At 63.2% G+C, this 15029-nt stretch carries 14 protein-coding genes; 12 read left to right on the top strand and 2 right to left on the bottom strand.

All coding sequences use genetic code 11. The annotated features are described in order from the left end of the window. The first annotated feature begins 9 nt into the window (after positions 1–9). The 3 genes from V2I30_RS10965 (at position 10) to V2I30_RS10955 (ending at position 2416) form a co-directional block, all read left to right on the top strand. Complete coding sequence (locus V2I30_RS10965; RefSeq protein ID WP_330662196.1) at positions 10–453, top strand: CopD family protein; 444 nt, start codon at positions 10–12, stop codon at positions 451–453. Positions 454–719: 266 nt separating this feature from the next. After that, complete coding sequence (gene rho, locus V2I30_RS10960) at positions 720–1985, top strand: transcription termination factor Rho (RefSeq protein WP_330662195.1); 1266 nt, start codon at positions 720–722, stop codon at positions 1983–1985. A gap of 38 nt (positions 1986–2023) precedes the next feature. Beyond that, positions 2024–2416, top strand: coding sequence for a BLUF domain-containing protein (locus V2I30_RS10955; RefSeq protein WP_330662194.1), 393 nt, complete (start codon positions 2024–2026; stop codon positions 2414–2416). A 32-nt stretch (positions 2417–2448) separates the two neighbouring features. Here V2I30_RS10955 and V2I30_RS10950 read toward each other — a convergent pair whose 3' ends face one another. Then, the gene (locus V2I30_RS10950; protein ID WP_330662193.1) at positions 2449–3162 is read right to left on the bottom strand and encodes a dienelactone hydrolase family protein; all 714 of its coding nucleotides are present in this window, start codon (positions 3160–3162) and stop codon (positions 2449–2451) included. Between the two features lie 129 nt (positions 3163–3291). On the opposite strand from V2I30_RS10950, the gene V2I30_RS10945 reads away from it, so the two are divergent. From V2I30_RS10945 to V2I30_RS10905, 9 genes are all read left to right on the top strand, one after another. Continuing rightward, the gene (locus V2I30_RS10945) at positions 3292–3567 is read left to right on the top strand and encodes a DUF6489 family protein (protein ID WP_330662192.1); all 276 of its coding nucleotides are present in this window, start codon (positions 3292–3294) and stop codon (positions 3565–3567) included. A gap of 27 nt (positions 3568–3594) precedes the next feature. Further along, positions 3595–4887, top strand: coding sequence for a tRNA uridine-5-carboxymethylaminomethyl(34) synthesis GTPase MnmE (gene mnmE / locus V2I30_RS10940; RefSeq protein ID WP_330662191.1), 1293 nt, complete (start codon positions 3595–3597; stop codon positions 4885–4887). Between the two features lie 62 nt (positions 4888–4949). Continuing rightward, positions 4950–6803 carry a tRNA uridine-5-carboxymethylaminomethyl(34) synthesis enzyme MnmG gene (gene mnmG / locus V2I30_RS10935; RefSeq protein WP_330662190.1) on the top strand — a complete coding sequence of 618 codons (1854 nt, stop codon included), beginning with the start codon at positions 4950–4952 and terminating at the stop codon, positions 6801–6803. Then, positions 6800–7465: a 16S rRNA (guanine(527)-N(7))-methyltransferase RsmG gene (gene rsmG, locus V2I30_RS10930; protein WP_330662189.1), complete on the top strand. Its 666-nt coding sequence runs from the start codon at positions 6800–6802 to the stop codon at positions 7463–7465. The genes mnmG and rsmG overlap by 4 nt, the downstream gene beginning before the upstream one ends. A 33-nt stretch (positions 7466–7498) precedes the next feature. Further along, on the top strand, positions 7499–8275 hold the full coding sequence (locus tag V2I30_RS10925; RefSeq protein ID WP_330662188.1) for a ParA family protein: 777 nt from the start codon (positions 7499–7501) through the stop codon (positions 8273–8275). Then, positions 8272–9276, top strand: a complete 1005-nt coding sequence (locus tag V2I30_RS10920) for a ParB/RepB/Spo0J family partition protein (RefSeq protein ID WP_330662187.1) — start codon at positions 8272–8274, stop codon at positions 9274–9276. Before V2I30_RS10925 ends, V2I30_RS10920 begins: the two co-directional genes overlap by 4 nt. Before the next feature lie 277 nt (positions 9277–9553). After that, positions 9554–10093, top strand: coding sequence for a DUF4402 domain-containing protein (locus V2I30_RS10915; protein WP_330662186.1), 540 nt, complete (start codon positions 9554–9556; stop codon positions 10091–10093). A 235-nt stretch (positions 10094–10328) separates the two neighbouring features. Next, positions 10329–11165: a molecular chaperone gene (locus V2I30_RS10910; protein WP_330662185.1), complete on the top strand. Its 837-nt coding sequence runs from the start codon at positions 10329–10331 to the stop codon at positions 11163–11165. 75 nt (positions 11166–11240) lie between these two features. Continuing rightward, the gene (locus tag V2I30_RS10905) at positions 11241–14000 is read left to right on the top strand and encodes a carboxypeptidase-like regulatory domain-containing protein (RefSeq protein WP_330662184.1); all 2760 of its coding nucleotides are present in this window, start codon (positions 11241–11243) and stop codon (positions 13998–14000) included. Positions 14001–14007: 7 nt separating this feature from the next. Here the strand turns inward: V2I30_RS10905 and V2I30_RS10900 are convergent, their stop codons facing one another. Continuing rightward, the gene (locus tag V2I30_RS10900) at positions 14008–14967 is read right to left on the bottom strand and encodes a hypothetical protein (RefSeq protein ID WP_330662183.1); all 960 of its coding nucleotides are present in this window, start codon (positions 14965–14967) and stop codon (positions 14008–14010) included. Between the last annotated feature and the right edge of the window lie 62 nt (positions 14968–15029).

Raw genomic sequence — 15029 nt, 5'->3', positions numbered from 1 at the left:
CTGGGAGCGATGCAATCCGCCCTCCTCGAGATCGCGATCTGGCTCAAGATCGGCCATGTCACCTTTATGGTGTTCTGGCTCGCGGGGCTTTTCATGCTGCCGCGCCAATGCATCTATATGCTCGATCACGCGCCGGGGTCTCCGGGCGAAACCAAATGGGCGACGAGGATGGGCAAGCTGCGCCGTATTATCCTGACGCCGAGCTTGCTGGTGGTCTGGGCGCTGGGTTTGGTCATGGCCTATGCTTATGGCTATTTTTCTGACGGCTGGCTGCATGTGAAGCTGTTGCTGGTCCTGATCCTGACGGGCTATCACGGCTGGCTCGTCGGACAGGCGAAGAAGATGGGCGCGGGCCAGCGACCGCTCAGCGAGAAGACGCTGCGGCTGGTCGGCGAGGTTCCGGGCCTGCTGCTCGTGCTGATCGTGCTCGTGGTCTACCTGCGACCCTTCTGAAGGTGGGCGCACCGCCACCTTGCGCCAATCCCCGATTGACCTTGCAAGCGGCGCATCATATTTAGCGATTCCTCAACCCGGTCAGGGCGGCGTTTCACGTTGTCGAAACCTCGCCCGGTCTGCTTTCTCCAAGCCCAACGCGCCCGTTTCGAAGGTGCCCGGCCTCTGTCGATCGTCCTGCGATCGTAGCGGCCTCGGAACAGTCCGCTCGGACCGCCCGCGTAATCGACTTCCCGGCCGATCCCACATTCTGGAACGAAAACAACATGCATCTCAAAGACTTGAAAGAACGGGCGCCCGCCGAACTGGTGGCCATGGCCGAGGATCTTGGCGTCGAAGGCGCGTCGACCATGCGTCGTCAGGACCTCATGTTCTGCATCCTGCGCGAGCTCGCGGAGGACGACGAATATGAAGAGAAGATCATGGGCATCGGCACGATCGAGGTGCTTCAGGACGGCTTCGGCTTTCTGCGCAGCCCCGAGGCGAACTATCTCGCCGGCCCAGACGACATCTATGTCTCGCCCAACCAGATCCGCAAATGGGGCCTCAGGACCGGTGACACGGTCGAAGGCGAAATCCGCGCGCCCAAAGACGGCGAACGCTACTTTGCGTTGACCAGCCTCAGCCAGGTCAATTTCGAGGATCCCGAAGCGGTGCGTATGCGCACCAATTTCGACAATCTGACCCCGCTCTATCCCGAACAGAAGCTCAATCTCGACACGGTCGATCCGACGGTTAAGGACAAGTCGGCGCGGGTGATCGACATCATCTCGCCGCAGGGCAAGGGCCAGCGCGCGCTGATCGTCGCGCCGCCACGCACGGGTAAGACGGTGCTGCTGCAGAACATCGCCAAGGCGATTACCGACAACCATCCAGAAGTGTTCCTCCTCGTCCTGCTGGTCGACGAACGGCCCGAGGAAGTCACCGATATGCAGCGTTCGGTGAAGGGAGAGGTCATTTCCTCGACCTTCGACGAGCCGGCGCAGCGCCATGTCCAGGTCGCCGAGATGGTGATCGAAAAGGCCAAGCGGCTGGTCGAGCACAAACATGATGTCGTCATCCTGCTCGATTCCATCACTCGGCTCGGCCGGGCCTACAACACCGTCGTGCCGTCATCGGGCAAGGTGTTGACCGGCGGTGTCGATGCCAACGCCCTCCAGCGGCCCAAGCGCTTCTTCGGCGCGGCGCGCAATATCGAGGAGGGCGGTTCCCTTTCGATCATCGCCACCGCGCTGATCGACACGGGCAGCCGGATGGACGAGGTCATCTTCGAAGAGTTCAAGGGCACCGGCAACTCGGAAATCGTGCTCGACCGCAAGGTTTCGGACAAGCGCATCTTCCCCGCCCTCGATGTCGGCAAATCGGGCACCCGCAAGGAGGAGCTGTTGGTCGAGAAGGACAAGCTGTCCAAGATGTGGGTCCTGCGCCGCATTCTGATGCAGATGGGAACGATCGACGCGATGGAATTTCTGCTCGACAAGATGAAGGATTCCAAGACCAACGAAGACTTCTTTGACACGATGAATCAGTAGGTTATTCAGCGAGCCAAAGAAGGGGGGAGAGCGTTTTCTTGGTCGAACAGCTTATCTATATCAGCACCGCGCCTGATCTGTTGCGCGAGCAGGTGCAGGACATTCTCAGCGTCTGCGCGCAAAACAACGAAGCGCTCGGGGTCACCGGGTTGCTTCTCTATAATGGGCGCAACTTTCTCCAGCTGCTCGAAGGAGAGGGCGCCGTGCTGGCCGAGCTGATGGCCAAGATCGAGGTCGATCCGCGCCATGCCGGGGTCACGACGCTCTATCGCAAGGATGTGGCAGAGCGTGCCTGCCCGAACTGGTCGATGCGGCTGATCGAGATTGCCGCCGACCGCGCGGCGCGGCGCGAACAGGTGGGGCAAGATCTGCCGCGATCGCTCGACACCGAGGCGCGCAAGCTGGCGCTGAACTTCGCAGTGTTGAACTAGGCGGACGAGCGCCGCGCCCCGTTCGAGGCCATTTACCCAGTCAGGTGACGGGCGAAGAATTCGCTGGTCCGCTTGTCGGCCAGCTGCGCCGCTTCTTCGTCGCGCCGCTCCCCGATTTCGGTAGCGAAGCCGTGATCGACGCCTTCGTAATCGTGCAGCGTCACCTTGGGCTGATCGTCCAGTCCTTTGTGCATCTTCGCCTGCGTGTCCTTGTCGACGAAGCCGTCTTCACGCGCGATGTGCAGCATCAGAGGCTTCGCGATCGCCTCCTTCTCGCGCAGCAAGCCGTCGATCCCGACGCCGTAATAGCCAACGCTCGCATCGACATCGGTGCGCGCCGCGGTCATGTAGGCGAGCCGCCCGCCCAAGCAATATCCGACCGCCCCGACCTTCGCGACGCTCTCCGCCTTGCGGATATGATCGATAGTCGCCTGGATATCCTTGATGCCGGCATCCTGGTCGAAGGCGTTCATATGTTCGAGCGCCTTCTGGAACTCCTGCTCCACATCGGGATCGAGCTCGATGCCGGGCTCGAGCCGCCAGAAAAGATCGGGTGCAACAGCCAGATATCCTTCGGCGGCAAGTTTGTCGCATTTCTGGCGAATACCCTTGTTAACGCCGAATATCTCCTGAATGACGATGATCGCAGCCTTGGTGGCGGCATCGGGCCGGGCGACATAGGCGTTGAATGGACCTGCGTCGTCGCGACTTTGAATGCTTACCTGTCCGTTCGAAGTGTCGCTCATATCGTTGTTCCCTCTCATATCCGGGGCGCCGCACATCTGACCACCGGGGCCGGGTGCGCGCAGAACTGTTGCCGTCGCGCCGCGATGGCGTCATGAACGTAACGGTCAGGCGGCGGGAGGTTTCCGAGAATGAAGGTCAATGTCGAGATTGATTGCACACCCGAGGAAGCCCGCAGCTTTCTGGGTCTTCCCGATGTCAGTCAGGCGAACAGCGTCTATGTCGACACCATCACCAATGCGATGAAGGGCGTTAGCAATCCCGAGCAAATGCAGCAATATGCCGCCGCGCTTGCGCCGATGGGACAGGTCGGTCTCAAACTGTTCCAGAGCTTCGTCGAAGGCGGAATGCGAGCGGCCGGCACCGGCGCAGCTTCCGGCAATCCGTCCAAAGGCGATGCGGATTAGCGCGCCGGTACTGCGCGGCGCCGCCCGATGAGCGGCGAGCGGGACACCATCTTCGGCATATCGAGCGGAGCGCCCCCTGCGGCGATCGGCATCGTGCGGGTGAGCGGGCCGGAAGCGGGCACCGCCCTGCATATGCTGGCGGGGCGAAAGGTCGAACCACGCCGCGCGACCTACTCGGCGCTCAGGTCTGCCAACGGCGCGCTGCTCGATCGTGCGTTGGTGCTGTGGTTTCCCGGCCCCGCGAGCGCGACGGGCGAGGATCTTGCAGAGCTTCACTGCCACGGGGGCAGGGCGGTGCTAGCCGCGATAATGGCGGCTTTGGATACGGTCAAAGGGTTGAGACCGGCGCGCGAAGGCGAATTCACGCGCCGCGCCTTTGCCAATGGTCGGATCGATCTCGCCGAAGCCGAGGGCTTGGCGGATCTGCTCTCTGCCGAAACCGAATCGCAACGCGCCGCCGCAATGGCCCAGGCGGCGGGAGCCTTCTCGCGGCAGATCGAGGACTGGCGAGGCGAGGTTCTTCTGCTTTCGGCGACGGTAGAGGCCGCGCTCGACTTTTCCGACGAAGACGACGTCGAGACACCGCCGGCCGCTTTCCGCAAGGACATCGGCGCTTTGGTGGCGGAGATCGCGACCTGGCTCGAACGTCCCCGCGCCGAGCGGCTGAAGGAGGGTTTCCGCGTCGTCCTTGCAGGGCCTCCCAACTCGGGAAAATCGACGCTTTTTAACGCGCTCGTGGAAAGCGAAGCGGCCATCATTTCGCCCATCGCCGGCACTACGCGCGATGCGATCGAACGCAGTGTGGCGCTCGGCGGGGTGGCTTTTACCTTCATCGATACCGCCGGGCTGCGCGAGCGTGACGAAACATCCGAAGCGATCGAAGCGATCGGGATCGAGCGCGCAAGGGACCAGATGACGCGCGCGGATCTCGTGTTATGGTTGGGCCAGGAAGGCGAGGGACCGGCGACCGCATGGGAGATCGCAGCGCGGGCCGATGCCGAAGATTTCACGAACAAGGATGTGGCGCGTCACCGGATATCCGCGGCCACGGGGGAGGGGATGGCAGCTTTGATCGCCGATCTTGTCGAGACCGCCCGAATCGTCCTGCCAAAGCCCGGTGAAGCGGCGCTTAATTCGCGTCAGGCGGCTCGTTTGTCGGAAGTGCACACAGCCTTGGAAGCGGCAGGCGTTGAGCAGGATTGGTTGTTGATCGGTGAGAACCTGCGGCAGGCGCGCGCCGCCTTCGATCGCCTGATTGGCCGGACCACAACCGAGGACATGCTCGATGCTCTGTTCGGGCGGTTTTGTATCGGCAAATAGTGCGATGTTCCACGTGAAACGCTTTTGACGATGACCCGCATCGCTCCTATCTGAACCGCATTGTGAATGAATTTGATATAATCGTTGTCGGCGGAGGTCATGCCGGCGTTGAAGCCGCTTGTGCAGCGGCTCGCATGGGTGCGCGCACGGCGCTCGTCAGCTTCGACCGCACCACCATCGGCGCGATGAGCTGCAACCCGGCGATCGGCGGTCTCGGCAAGGGCCATCTGGTGCGCGAAGTTGATGCGCTGGATGGCATTATCGGGCGAGCCGCGGACGCCGGTGCGATCCACCACCGCATGCTCAACCGGTCGAAGGGAAGCGCGGTTTGGGGACCGCGTGTGCAAGCCGACCGCGTATTGTTCAAAGCCGAGGTGCAGCGCCTCGTTGCACGGCAGCCGAACCTTACCGTTGTCGAGGCTGAGGCGGCGGCGCTGATGCTCAAAGGCGGCAAGGTTTGTGGGCTCGAATTCGCGGACGACAATCGGATGGAGGCGGGTCGGGTCATTCTTTGCACCGGAACTTTCCTCGGCGGAGTGCTCTATCGCGGCGAGGAGCGTTTCGAGGGCGGCCGGATCGGCGAAAACGCGGCTGTGCGTTTGGCGGCGCAATTGCGCGATGCGGATTTGCCGATGGCGCGGCTCAAGACCGGCACGCCGCCGCGTCTCGACGGGCGAACGATCGACTGGGCCAGCCTCGAGGAGCAATCTTCGGACAGGGAAGACTGGACGATGTCGGCCCTGACTTCGACTCGCCGGAACCCTGAAGTCTTCTGCGGCATCACTCGCACCACCCCTGCCGCGCATGACGTCATTCGCGACAATCTCCACCGCTCCCCGCTCTTCTCGGGCGCGATCGATGCGGCCGGTCCGCGCTATTGCCCGTCGATCGAGGACAAGATCCACCGTTTCGGCGATCGCGAAGGCCATCAGGTCTTCCTTGAGCCCGAGGGGCTGACGACACCCTTGGTCTATCCCAACGGCATCAGTACGTCGCTCCCGGAGGATACCCAGCTTGCGATGCTACGCGCCATGCCCGGTCTCGCGCGCGTGGAGATGGCAGTGCCCGGCTATGCGGTCGAATACGACCATATTGATCCGCGCGCGCTCACGCCCGATCTTCAGGTGAGGGTGATGCCGGGGCTCTATTGCGCGGGGCAGATCAACGGCACGACCGGTTACGAGGAGGCGGCTGCGCAAGGTCTTATCGCGGGTCTCGAGGCGGCGGCTGAGGCGCTTGGGAAGGAAGCGCCAAGGCTCGACCGCGCCAATTCCTATATCGCGGTGATGATCGACGATCTCACCCTGCAGGGCGTGACCGAACCCTATCGCATGCTGACCTCTCGGGCCGAATATCGCCTGCGGCTGCGCGCCAACAACGCGTCTACCCGCCTCACGCCGCTGGGCATTTCAGCTGGCTGTATCGGCGAAGAAAGACGCGCGTGGTTCGAGCGGCGCGAGGAGCAGCGGGAGGAGGTTGCCCGGCTGTTCGCGCAGCCGATCGCCGCGCAGGAACTTGCGCGAGCGGGGTTGCCCGTGAAGCGTGATGGCGGATTGAAGCCAGCCGAGGAATGGCTCCGACACAACGAAATCACGCTTGAAACTCTCAAACCGTGGCTCGATGGAAAGGCTACGTTCGAACCGGCATTGGTCGAAGAGATGGTCGAGGACGCGGTTTATGCGCCCTATCTGGCGCGGCAGGAGGCCGAATTGCGCGATTTGCGCGCAAGCGAAGAGCTCCGATTGCCTCGTGACTTCCCCTATGCCGACGTCCCAGGGCTTTCCCATGAGATGGTCGAACGATTGAGCGCGGCGGCTCCTGTTTCTCTGGCGGCAGCGGGGCGGGTCGCTGGCGTTACGCCGGCGGCGCTATCGGCATTGCTGGTGCACGCTCGGCGTTGGCAGAAGGCGGCGTGAACTGCGACATTCCGATCACGGACGAAAAGCAGGCCCGCCAATATGTGGCGGCGCGCTGCGACCAGGTCGCGATGGAGCGGATGGACGCCTACGTGTCTGCTCTGCTCTCAGAGAACCGGCAGCAGAATCTGATCGCAAAGTCGAGCGAAGAGCGGATTTGGTCCCGGCATATTGCCGACAGCGCACAATTGTTGCGCTTTGTTTCACGTGAAACAAAGCTATTACCTAGTCCTTGGATGGATTTGGGGTCGGGGCCCGGCCTACCGGGCTTGGTCGTTGCTATAATGCGACCGGAATGGCCGGTGGTCCTGGTCGAATCGCGAAGGCGTCGAGCTGAGTTTCTCGGGGGACTTCGCGAAAAACTTAATATTTCGAACTGCAAGGTGGAAGGAACTCGGCTGGAACGGGTCGAACCGCTCGAAACAGGCGTTCTTTCGGCTCGCGCCTTCGCGCCGTTGGATCGGCTTCTCCGCTTATCCGCACCCTTCTCCACAGAGCACACGCGCTATATCTTGCCCAAAGGCCGCTCGGCGTCGCAAGACCTAAGCGCATTGCCGGCCAACATACGCCGAGGGTTCCACGTGGAACATTCCTTGACCAATCCTGAGGCCGGGATCATCGTGGGACATATGCCGCCCAACGGGCGTCGCCATGTGGCATAGCCTTGGAATGGCGAAGAAGAGAGGATCAGCTGCATGCTGACTATTGCGATAGCCAATCAGAAGGGCGGGGTGGGGAAGACCACCACTGCAATCAATATGGCGACCGCGATGGCGGCAACCGGTTGGAAAACCTTGCTGGTCGACCTCGATCCTCAGGGAAACGCGTCCACGGGTCTCGGCATTGCCGCCGATGTGCGCGACATGTCGAGTTACGACTTGCTTATCGATGAAGCGCAGGTCGATGATGTCGCAATCGCGACCGGCATTCCGGGGCTCGACATCGTCCCGGCGACCGTCGATCTTAGTGGGGCGGAGCTCGAGCTGGTTGCCGTGGAGGAGAGGGCTGCGCGGTTGCGGAATGCTCTCGAAAAGCATCGCGGGCACGATATCTGCTTCATAGACTGCCCGCCCTCGCTCGGGCTGCTGACGCTCAACGCCCTGTGCGGCGCCGATTCGATTCTGGTGCCGCTGCAATGCGAGTTCTTTGCGCTCGAAGGGCTTAGCCAGCTGCTCCAGACGGTGGAGCGGATTCAGCAGCGCTTCAATCCATCGCTCGATATAATCGGCGTCGCCCTGACGATGTACGATCGGCGCAACCGACTGACCGATCAAGTTGCCGACGATGTCCGCGATTGCCTCGGCCCCCTGGTGTTCGAGACCGTCATTCCGCGCAACGTTCGCCTCTCCGAAGCGCCCAGCCACGGGCTTCCTGCGCTCGTTTACGATCATTCCTGCGTCGGCAGTCGCGCCTATATCGCCCTGGCGCGCGAGCTGATCGGCCGGTTTCCGCCTGAAAGGCAAGCTGCATGACGACCACGCCTTCCGATCCCATCCGGTTCTCGGTGCCCCATCGCGCGCCCGCCGATCGCAAGCAGAAGTTAGGCAAAGGGCTCGGCGCGCTGCTGGGTGAAACGCGTCGCGAGGAGCCATTTGTCGCGCCAGGCACTCAAACAGCAGGGAATGACGAAGCCGATGGCCAGGCGGGCCGCGGCGCCACATCGCCGCTGCGCTCGCTCCCCGTTTCGGCGATCGACCCGCTTCCCGACAATCCGCGCAAGCATTTCGACGAAACGGCGCTCGACGAATTGGCGGCGTCGATCGCGGCGCGCGGCGTTATCCAGCCAATCATCGTGCGCCCCCGCGGCGAACGTTTCGAACTGGTCGCTGGCGAACGGCGTTGGCGCGCGGCGCAAAAAGCGCGACTGCACGAAGTCCCGGCCCTGGTGCGTGATCTCGAGGATGGAGACGCCGTCGCGCTGGCTCTGATCGAAAACCTCCAGCGCGAAGATCTCAATCCGATCGAGGAAGCACGCGCTTATGTGCGCCTTTCCGAAGAGCAGGACATGACGCAGGCCGAGATCGCCAGCATGGTCGAGAAGTCGCGCAGCCATGTCGCGAACTTGCAGCGTTTGCTCGCGCTACCCGAACCCGTGCTGGATCTCGTCGAGGCGGACAAGCTTTCGATGGGCCACGCCCGTGCGCTGATCGGTCGCAACGATGCCTTGGATTTGGCGAAGCGGGCGGTGGCGGATGATTTGTCCGTGCGCGATGTCGAAAAGCTAGTCCGTTCGCTTTCACGTGAGGAGGGGGCAGAAAATAAGCCCGGTTCCGCTCCGTCCGCGAAGACCTCGGCTGCGCGCGAACAGAATGCAGACATCGCGGCGGTCGAGCGGCACCTCGAAGAATTTCTTGGCTTGAGAGTGCGAATCAAGGCCGATTCCGATCCGCGATCGGGCGCGATCACCATTCGATATGGTTCGCTCGATCAGCTCGACCTGGTCTGCCAGCGATTGACCGGCGGAGACTTTTAAACCCGTTTTCGCTGCAATCCGAGACTGCAAGCGCCTGTTTCCAAAGGAAATCCATGCGTCTGTGTGCACACATTATCTCGGTATTAACCTCACATAATTACGAAAGCAGAACCCCGTAAAGCTACCTAGGCCCGGCGAACGGGCGGGTATCCCGTTCGGCAGGCGGATTTCGATTCGATGTCGCGGCGCGGGGCAGGTCCTTGCACAGTCGCAATTCAGACATCGCGAGAAATCCTGCGTGCAACGGGTATAGACCACGCTTGAAAAGGACCACGTAATGATCAAACAACTTCGCTTCGGCGCAGCCGGCGTCGCCATGGTCGCCGCATTCGCTATGAGCTCGGCCGCGCAGGCCAACACGGCCAGCGCAGATGCCACCGCGGAAGTGCTCGATGCGCTGACGCTCAACAATGTCGATGCGCTCGATTTCGGCACCATGGTGGTGAGCGGCGCGGGTGTCGTGACCCTGGCGGCGAACGGCGATCTCGCCTGCGACGATGCGGACATCGTCTGCTCGGGCACGACGTCGGTTGCGACATTCACCGTCGATGGCACGGCGAACACGGCGGTGACGATCAACCTCCCCACCGCGGCGGTCGAACTGCGTCACCCCAGCTACACCACCGCGACCGCGACGCAGCACGCGATCGTTCTCAACACATTCACCTCGAACCGTAACGGCGGGACCGGTCCCGAAGTCACGCTCGACGGCGACGGCGACGGCGACTTTGCGGTCGGCGGCACGATCACCCTCGACGGCAGCGAAGCCGCGGGCGTGTTCAGCGGTTCGTTCGACGTGTCGGTCGAATATTCCTAAGCGAAGTCGGGGCGGCGCGCCGCGCGCCACCCTTGCAGACGAAGGCCGCGTTCCCGGTGCAGGGGGCGCGGCCTTTACTTCTCGGGGGAGGGGCATAGCCGCAAACAAGACGCAGCGCGCGACCGGCGTGAAACGCGTCTTTAACTCCCCTTAACCTTACTCGCTTACCAAGCTGCGTAAGAACCCGGAGTGGACGCGAGATCCACCGGTGCGATTTCAAGGGGGCCATGGTTCGATGCCGTTCAATTCTTTCGGAAAATTCGTAAAGGCCGGTGCCGCCGCGCTTTCCATCTGCGCCTCGACATTCGCCGTGTCGGCGCAGGCGCAGGGCGATCTTCTCGTCGCGCCGACCCGCGTCGTGCTCGATGGTTCGCGCGGCACCGAGGTGATCTTAAGCAATATCGGCAGCGAGGAAGCGACCTACCGGATCGGGCTCGAGCTGCGCCGCATGCTCGACAATGGCCGCCTGGTTCCCGTCGAAAAAGCCGAGGCGAATGCGGCGGAGGAAGCTGCGCTGGACATGATCCGCTACGCCCCGCGCCGGATCACCCTGCCGCCCGGCCAGCCCCAGGCGGTGCGCCTTGCCGCTCGTCCCGGAGCGGATCTTGCGGATGGCGAATACCGGGTCCACATGTCGTTCAAGGCGATTCCGAAGCCGCGCGAGGTTTCGGGTGAAGTGGCGCCTATACAAGGCGTCTCGATCCAGCTGATTCCGATCTACGGCGTGACGATCCCGATCATCGTGCGTCACGGCCGGGTCGAGGCGCAGGTCGCCATCAATCAGCCGCGCATCGTCGAGGGCGATAAAGGCCCTGAACTTGCCCTTTCGATCAGCCGCGCCGGCGACAGCTCGACCTATGGGGTGCTGAGCGTCATGAAACCGGGCGAGGCCGACCCGCTGGTCGAACTGCGCGGCGTGGCCGTCTATCCCGAACTCGACGAGCGCCAGTTGCGCGTTCAACTGACGCCTGCGGAACTGGCGCGTTTTTCCGGCCAGTTGCGGATCGAATATCGCGAAATGCCCGAAAATGGCGGCGGACTGATTGCCGCGGTCGACAGCTTCGTGGGCTGATCGCACGCCGCGATTTTCAAACGCGTTCTCGTTTCCGCAATGCCGTCCTTCCCGCCCAAAATGCTGAGCGCCGCCGTGTCCATTGCGGCGGCGCTCGGCCTATTGGTGGCCGGTGAACCGGTCGCAGCGCAAAATAGCGTGGCGACTGCGATGCCCTCGTCCAACGAAGCGGGTGAGGTGCCCGCCTGGCAAGCAAGCGACGACGACTTTTTGTTCCTGCAGCTCGTCATCGAGAACTACCGTCTGACCTACGACGTGCGTGGGTATCAGACCGATCGCGGCATTTGCCTCGATCTCGCCGATGTCATTCAGTCGCTCGACTTGCCAATCCGGATCGATAAGAAGTCGCGCCGCGCAACCGGCTGGCTGTTCGCGGAAGATCAGGAATTCACGATCGACCGCGTAAGCGGTACGGTACAAAACATGAACACTGGGCGCGCGCCCCTAGCGTCCGATATCTATGATACGCCCGAGGGGTGGTGCGTGGACACCAACGCGCTGTCGCGATGGTTCGGCATCACGTTTCGACCCGACCTATATAACGCGATGGTGCGGCTCGAATCCGACAAGGATCTGCCGTTCATGCAGGCGATCGAGCGCAGAAGTCGCGCCGCGCGACTTCGCAAGGCGCCGCGCAATTTCGATCTCGCGCAATATCCGCAGGCGCCGCTCGAATATCGTGCGTGGCGCACACCGTCGCTGGACGTGGTTGCGCAAGCAGGGGTGCAATTTGGCGAAGGCGGGCGCGATGGTGCGCAGGGCCGGGTGGAACTCTACGCCGCCGGCGAGGCGCTGGGCGCCAGTTATTTCGCCCGCCTCGCGACCGACGACCGGCTCAATCCGCAGGCGGTGCGCTTTCGCGGATATCGCAACGATCCCGACGGCGAATTGCTGGGACCGCTCGGCGCGCGGCAGGTGGCGATCGGCGATGTCGAGAGCGTTCCGGGGCAACTGACCGGGCAGACTGCGGTCGGCCGCGGTGCATTCGTTACCAACCGCCCGCTCGGCCAGGTCACGCGCTTTTCGACCACCACGCTGCGCGGGGTGTTGCCCGCCGGTTGGGATGCGGAGCTCTACCGCAACGGCCAGCTAATCGCGTTTCAGGACGATCGCGGCGATGGACGCTACGAATTTATCGAAATCGAGCTGTTCTTCGGGCGAAACGACCTCGAAGTCGTGCTCTATGGTCCGCAGGGACAGATCCGAAAGGACCGCACCTCGGTGCCGGTCGGCTTCAACCAGATCGAGCCCGGTCAGACCTATTATTGGGCGCACATACTCGAGACCAATCGCGACCTTTTCGATCTTGGCACCGGCATTCAGATCGGACCCGAAAAATGGCGCTGGGGGGTGGGCGTCGAACGCGGGTTGGATCAGCGAACCAGCGCGATGATCTCCGCGCAAAGTCTGTTTTTCGACGGGCGTCGGCGGGAATATGTCGAGGGTGGGGTGATGCGTTCGCTCGGCCGGATGCAGCTCGAATTGACGGGCGCGTATGAACTCGGGGCCGGTGCGGCCACCGAGCTGCTGGCACTCGGCCGTTTCGGACGGTTCAATGTCGGCGCAAATGCGCTCGTCACCTATGGCGGTTTCACCAGCGAGTTCACCCAGGGCAATCTCGACTATCGCGCGGGCTTCACCTTCGACACGTCGCTGAGCCTCGGCAAGATTTCGCTCCCGGTGCAGGGCGAATACCAGCATTCGACCTTCATCGACGGGTCATGGGTTAACGAATTCTTACTGACGAGCTCGATTACGGCGGGCCGCTTCGCTCTATCGGCGCAGGTGAGCCATCAGATCAGAAGTGTCGGCGCATTGGCCCCGGCGGGGACCGACACGCGGGTGCGGTTGCTCGCCAATGCGCGTTTCCGTGACTTCCGACTGCGCGGCAATGCCACATTCGTGGTCGAAGGACCGCAAACGGGCCTCGAGACGGCGACCGTGCGACTGGACAAGGATCTGGGCGAGGATGCGGAGCTGCAAGGTCAGCTCGAATATGCGGCGCGGATCGATGCCTTCCGCCTCACCGCCGGCTACACCCATCGATTCGACGAGGTTTCGCTGCGCAGCGATGCGTTCGTGACCACACGCGGCGGGGTCGGCGCGGCGGTGCAACTCGCGTTCAGCCTGGGGCCCGATCCAGTGGCAGGGGGCATTCGCGTGTCGAACACCAAACTCGCGCGCTCCGGCCAGGCCGCGGTCACCGTCTATCGCGACGACAATGGCAACAATCGTCGCGATACCGGCGAGGAGGTGCTCGAGAACGTGGCGGTCGAGGCCGGGCTGCGGAGCACCGATGCGATCACCGGGGCCAATGGCCGCGCGATCGTTGACGATCTTCGCCCGTTCCGCCCGGTCCTTGTGGGGATCGATGCCAGCACGCTCGAAGACCCGTTCCTCGCGCCTTCGACGAAGGGCATCGTGGTGACCCCGCGTCCCGGCGTGGTCGCGCAGCTCGAACTTGCCATTTCACCGACCGGCGAGGTCGAGGGTTCGCTCCACAACCCGTCGGGTCTGGAACAGCCGGGCGTCCGGCTCGAATTGATCGACGCGGCCGGCGCGATCGCGGCGGAGACGGTTAGCGAATTCGACGGCTTTTTCCTGTTCCAGCGCGTGCCCTACGGCACCTACAGCCTGAGGATCGCAAGCGATGCAGCGAGCACTCTCGGCGTCGAGAGGGCGATTGCGCTGCCCGATGGAAGAGGCCGATTTCGCCTGGCAAGCGGCGAGGATGTGATCCGCTTCGGCACAGTCAAGCTGGAGCGCAAGGACGAGGAAGCGCCCCCGCCCGAGGAGTCCGGAGCGCCGGCGATCGCGGCAGCCCGCCCGGACTAAGGGCGCCTCAATTTCCCTTGATGGGACGCGGTTCGCTGCCCTTGATATAGACCGGCCGCGGCGCTGGGGCGGGGATGACCCGGCGCGCCCCGGGCACCGTTTCCTCGCGCACCATTTCGCGCACGACGACGCGTTGCGGCTGCTGATACTGAACCGGCAGGTAGTAAACCTGCTGCGCCGGCGCGTAAGTGTAGCCGTAGGGTGCGCCGGCATAGGCATAGGACGAAGGTGCGTAGGCATATGGTGCGGCAGCGTAGGGTGCGGGCGCATAGACCGCAGCCGTGCCGGGCGCGGTGATGCTGCGCGCCGCGATCCGCTGGGTCGGGATGGCGGGCTGGGTTAGATAGGCGTCGAGCGCGGCTTCGCAGTCATATTCGCCTTCTTCGTCGCGGCCGCCGCCGATCAGATTGCCGAGCAATACGCCCGCTAGACCGCCTGTGCCGACGCCGATCAGCGTGCCGGCCAGGCGATCGCCATCGGCGACCCGGTTGCCGATGATCCCGCCGGTAATCGCGCCGAGCAGCCCGCCGATGATTCCGCCGCGCTCCCGGTCGCTGCGTCCGGCAATCCGCCGTTCGCATTCCGCCAGCCATTGCTGACGAGTGACGACCTGACCTGGGGTGCCATAGGCGTAGTTCGGTGCGTAGGAATAGGCGGCGTTCGGATAGGGCGCGGGAGCCGGGGCGATGCCATAGGCCTCATAGGCCGGCGCGACGGGTGCACGGCGCTCGATCCGCCGCGTCCGCGTGATGACCTCGACACCATCGGGATCGATCGTCGTTTCGGTGATTTCGGCAGGTACCGGCGCGCTTCGCAGTTCGGGCGGCAGGGTTCCGACATCCTGCGTGTTCGTGGCGGGGAGCGGAGCGGTACCGCCTGTAGTTTGGGCAGAAATCGTCGCGGCAAGCGCGAAGCTGGCGAAAGCGGCGCTGCGAAGCGCGGTCCGCGTCACGTAAGAATGGTTCATCGCGAATTCCCCTGAACGACAGCATGACCCGGGCGCACATCTGGCGCGCGCATCCGTTAGTC

Source organism: Erythrobacter sp., assembly GCF_036351135.1.
In the GTDB taxonomy this organism is placed as follows: domain Bacteria; phylum Pseudomonadota; class Alphaproteobacteria; order Sphingomonadales; family Sphingomonadaceae; genus Erythrobacter.
The sequence above is the reverse complement of the archived record's forward strand: the minus strand, read 5'-3'. Positions and strand labels throughout refer to the sequence as shown.

Coding starts and splice junctions, on each gene's coding strand:
- V2I30_RS10965 (WP_330662196.1), top strand. CDS start 10: ATGCAATCCGCCCTCCTCGAGATCGCGATCTGGCTCAAGATCGGCCAT.
- rho (WP_330662195.1), top strand. CDS start 720: ATGCATCTCAAAGACTTGAAAGAACGGGCGCCCGCCGAACTGGTGGCC.
- V2I30_RS10950 (WP_330662193.1), bottom strand. CDS start 3,162: ATGAGCGACACTTCGAACGGACAGGTAAGCATTCAAAGTCGCGACGAC.
- V2I30_RS10945 (WP_330662192.1), top strand. CDS start 3,292: ATGAAGGTCAATGTCGAGATTGATTGCACACCCGAGGAAGCCCGCAGC.
- mnmE (WP_330662191.1), top strand. CDS start 3,595: ATGAGCGGCGAGCGGGACACCATCTTCGGCATATCGAGCGGAGCGCCC.
- V2I30_RS10925 (WP_330662188.1), top strand. CDS start 7,499: ATGCTGACTATTGCGATAGCCAATCAGAAGGGCGGGGTGGGGAAGACC.
- V2I30_RS10920 (WP_330662187.1), top strand. CDS start 8,272: ATGACGACCACGCCTTCCGATCCCATCCGGTTCTCGGTGCCCCATCGC.
- V2I30_RS10915 (WP_330662186.1), top strand. CDS start 9,554: ATGATCAAACAACTTCGCTTCGGCGCAGCCGGCGTCGCCATGGTCGCC.
- V2I30_RS10910 (WP_330662185.1), top strand. CDS start 10,329: ATGCCGTTCAATTCTTTCGGAAAATTCGTAAAGGCCGGTGCCGCCGCG.
- V2I30_RS10900 (WP_330662183.1), bottom strand. CDS start 14,967: ATGAACCATTCTTACGTGACGCGGACCGCGCTTCGCAGCGCCGCTTTC.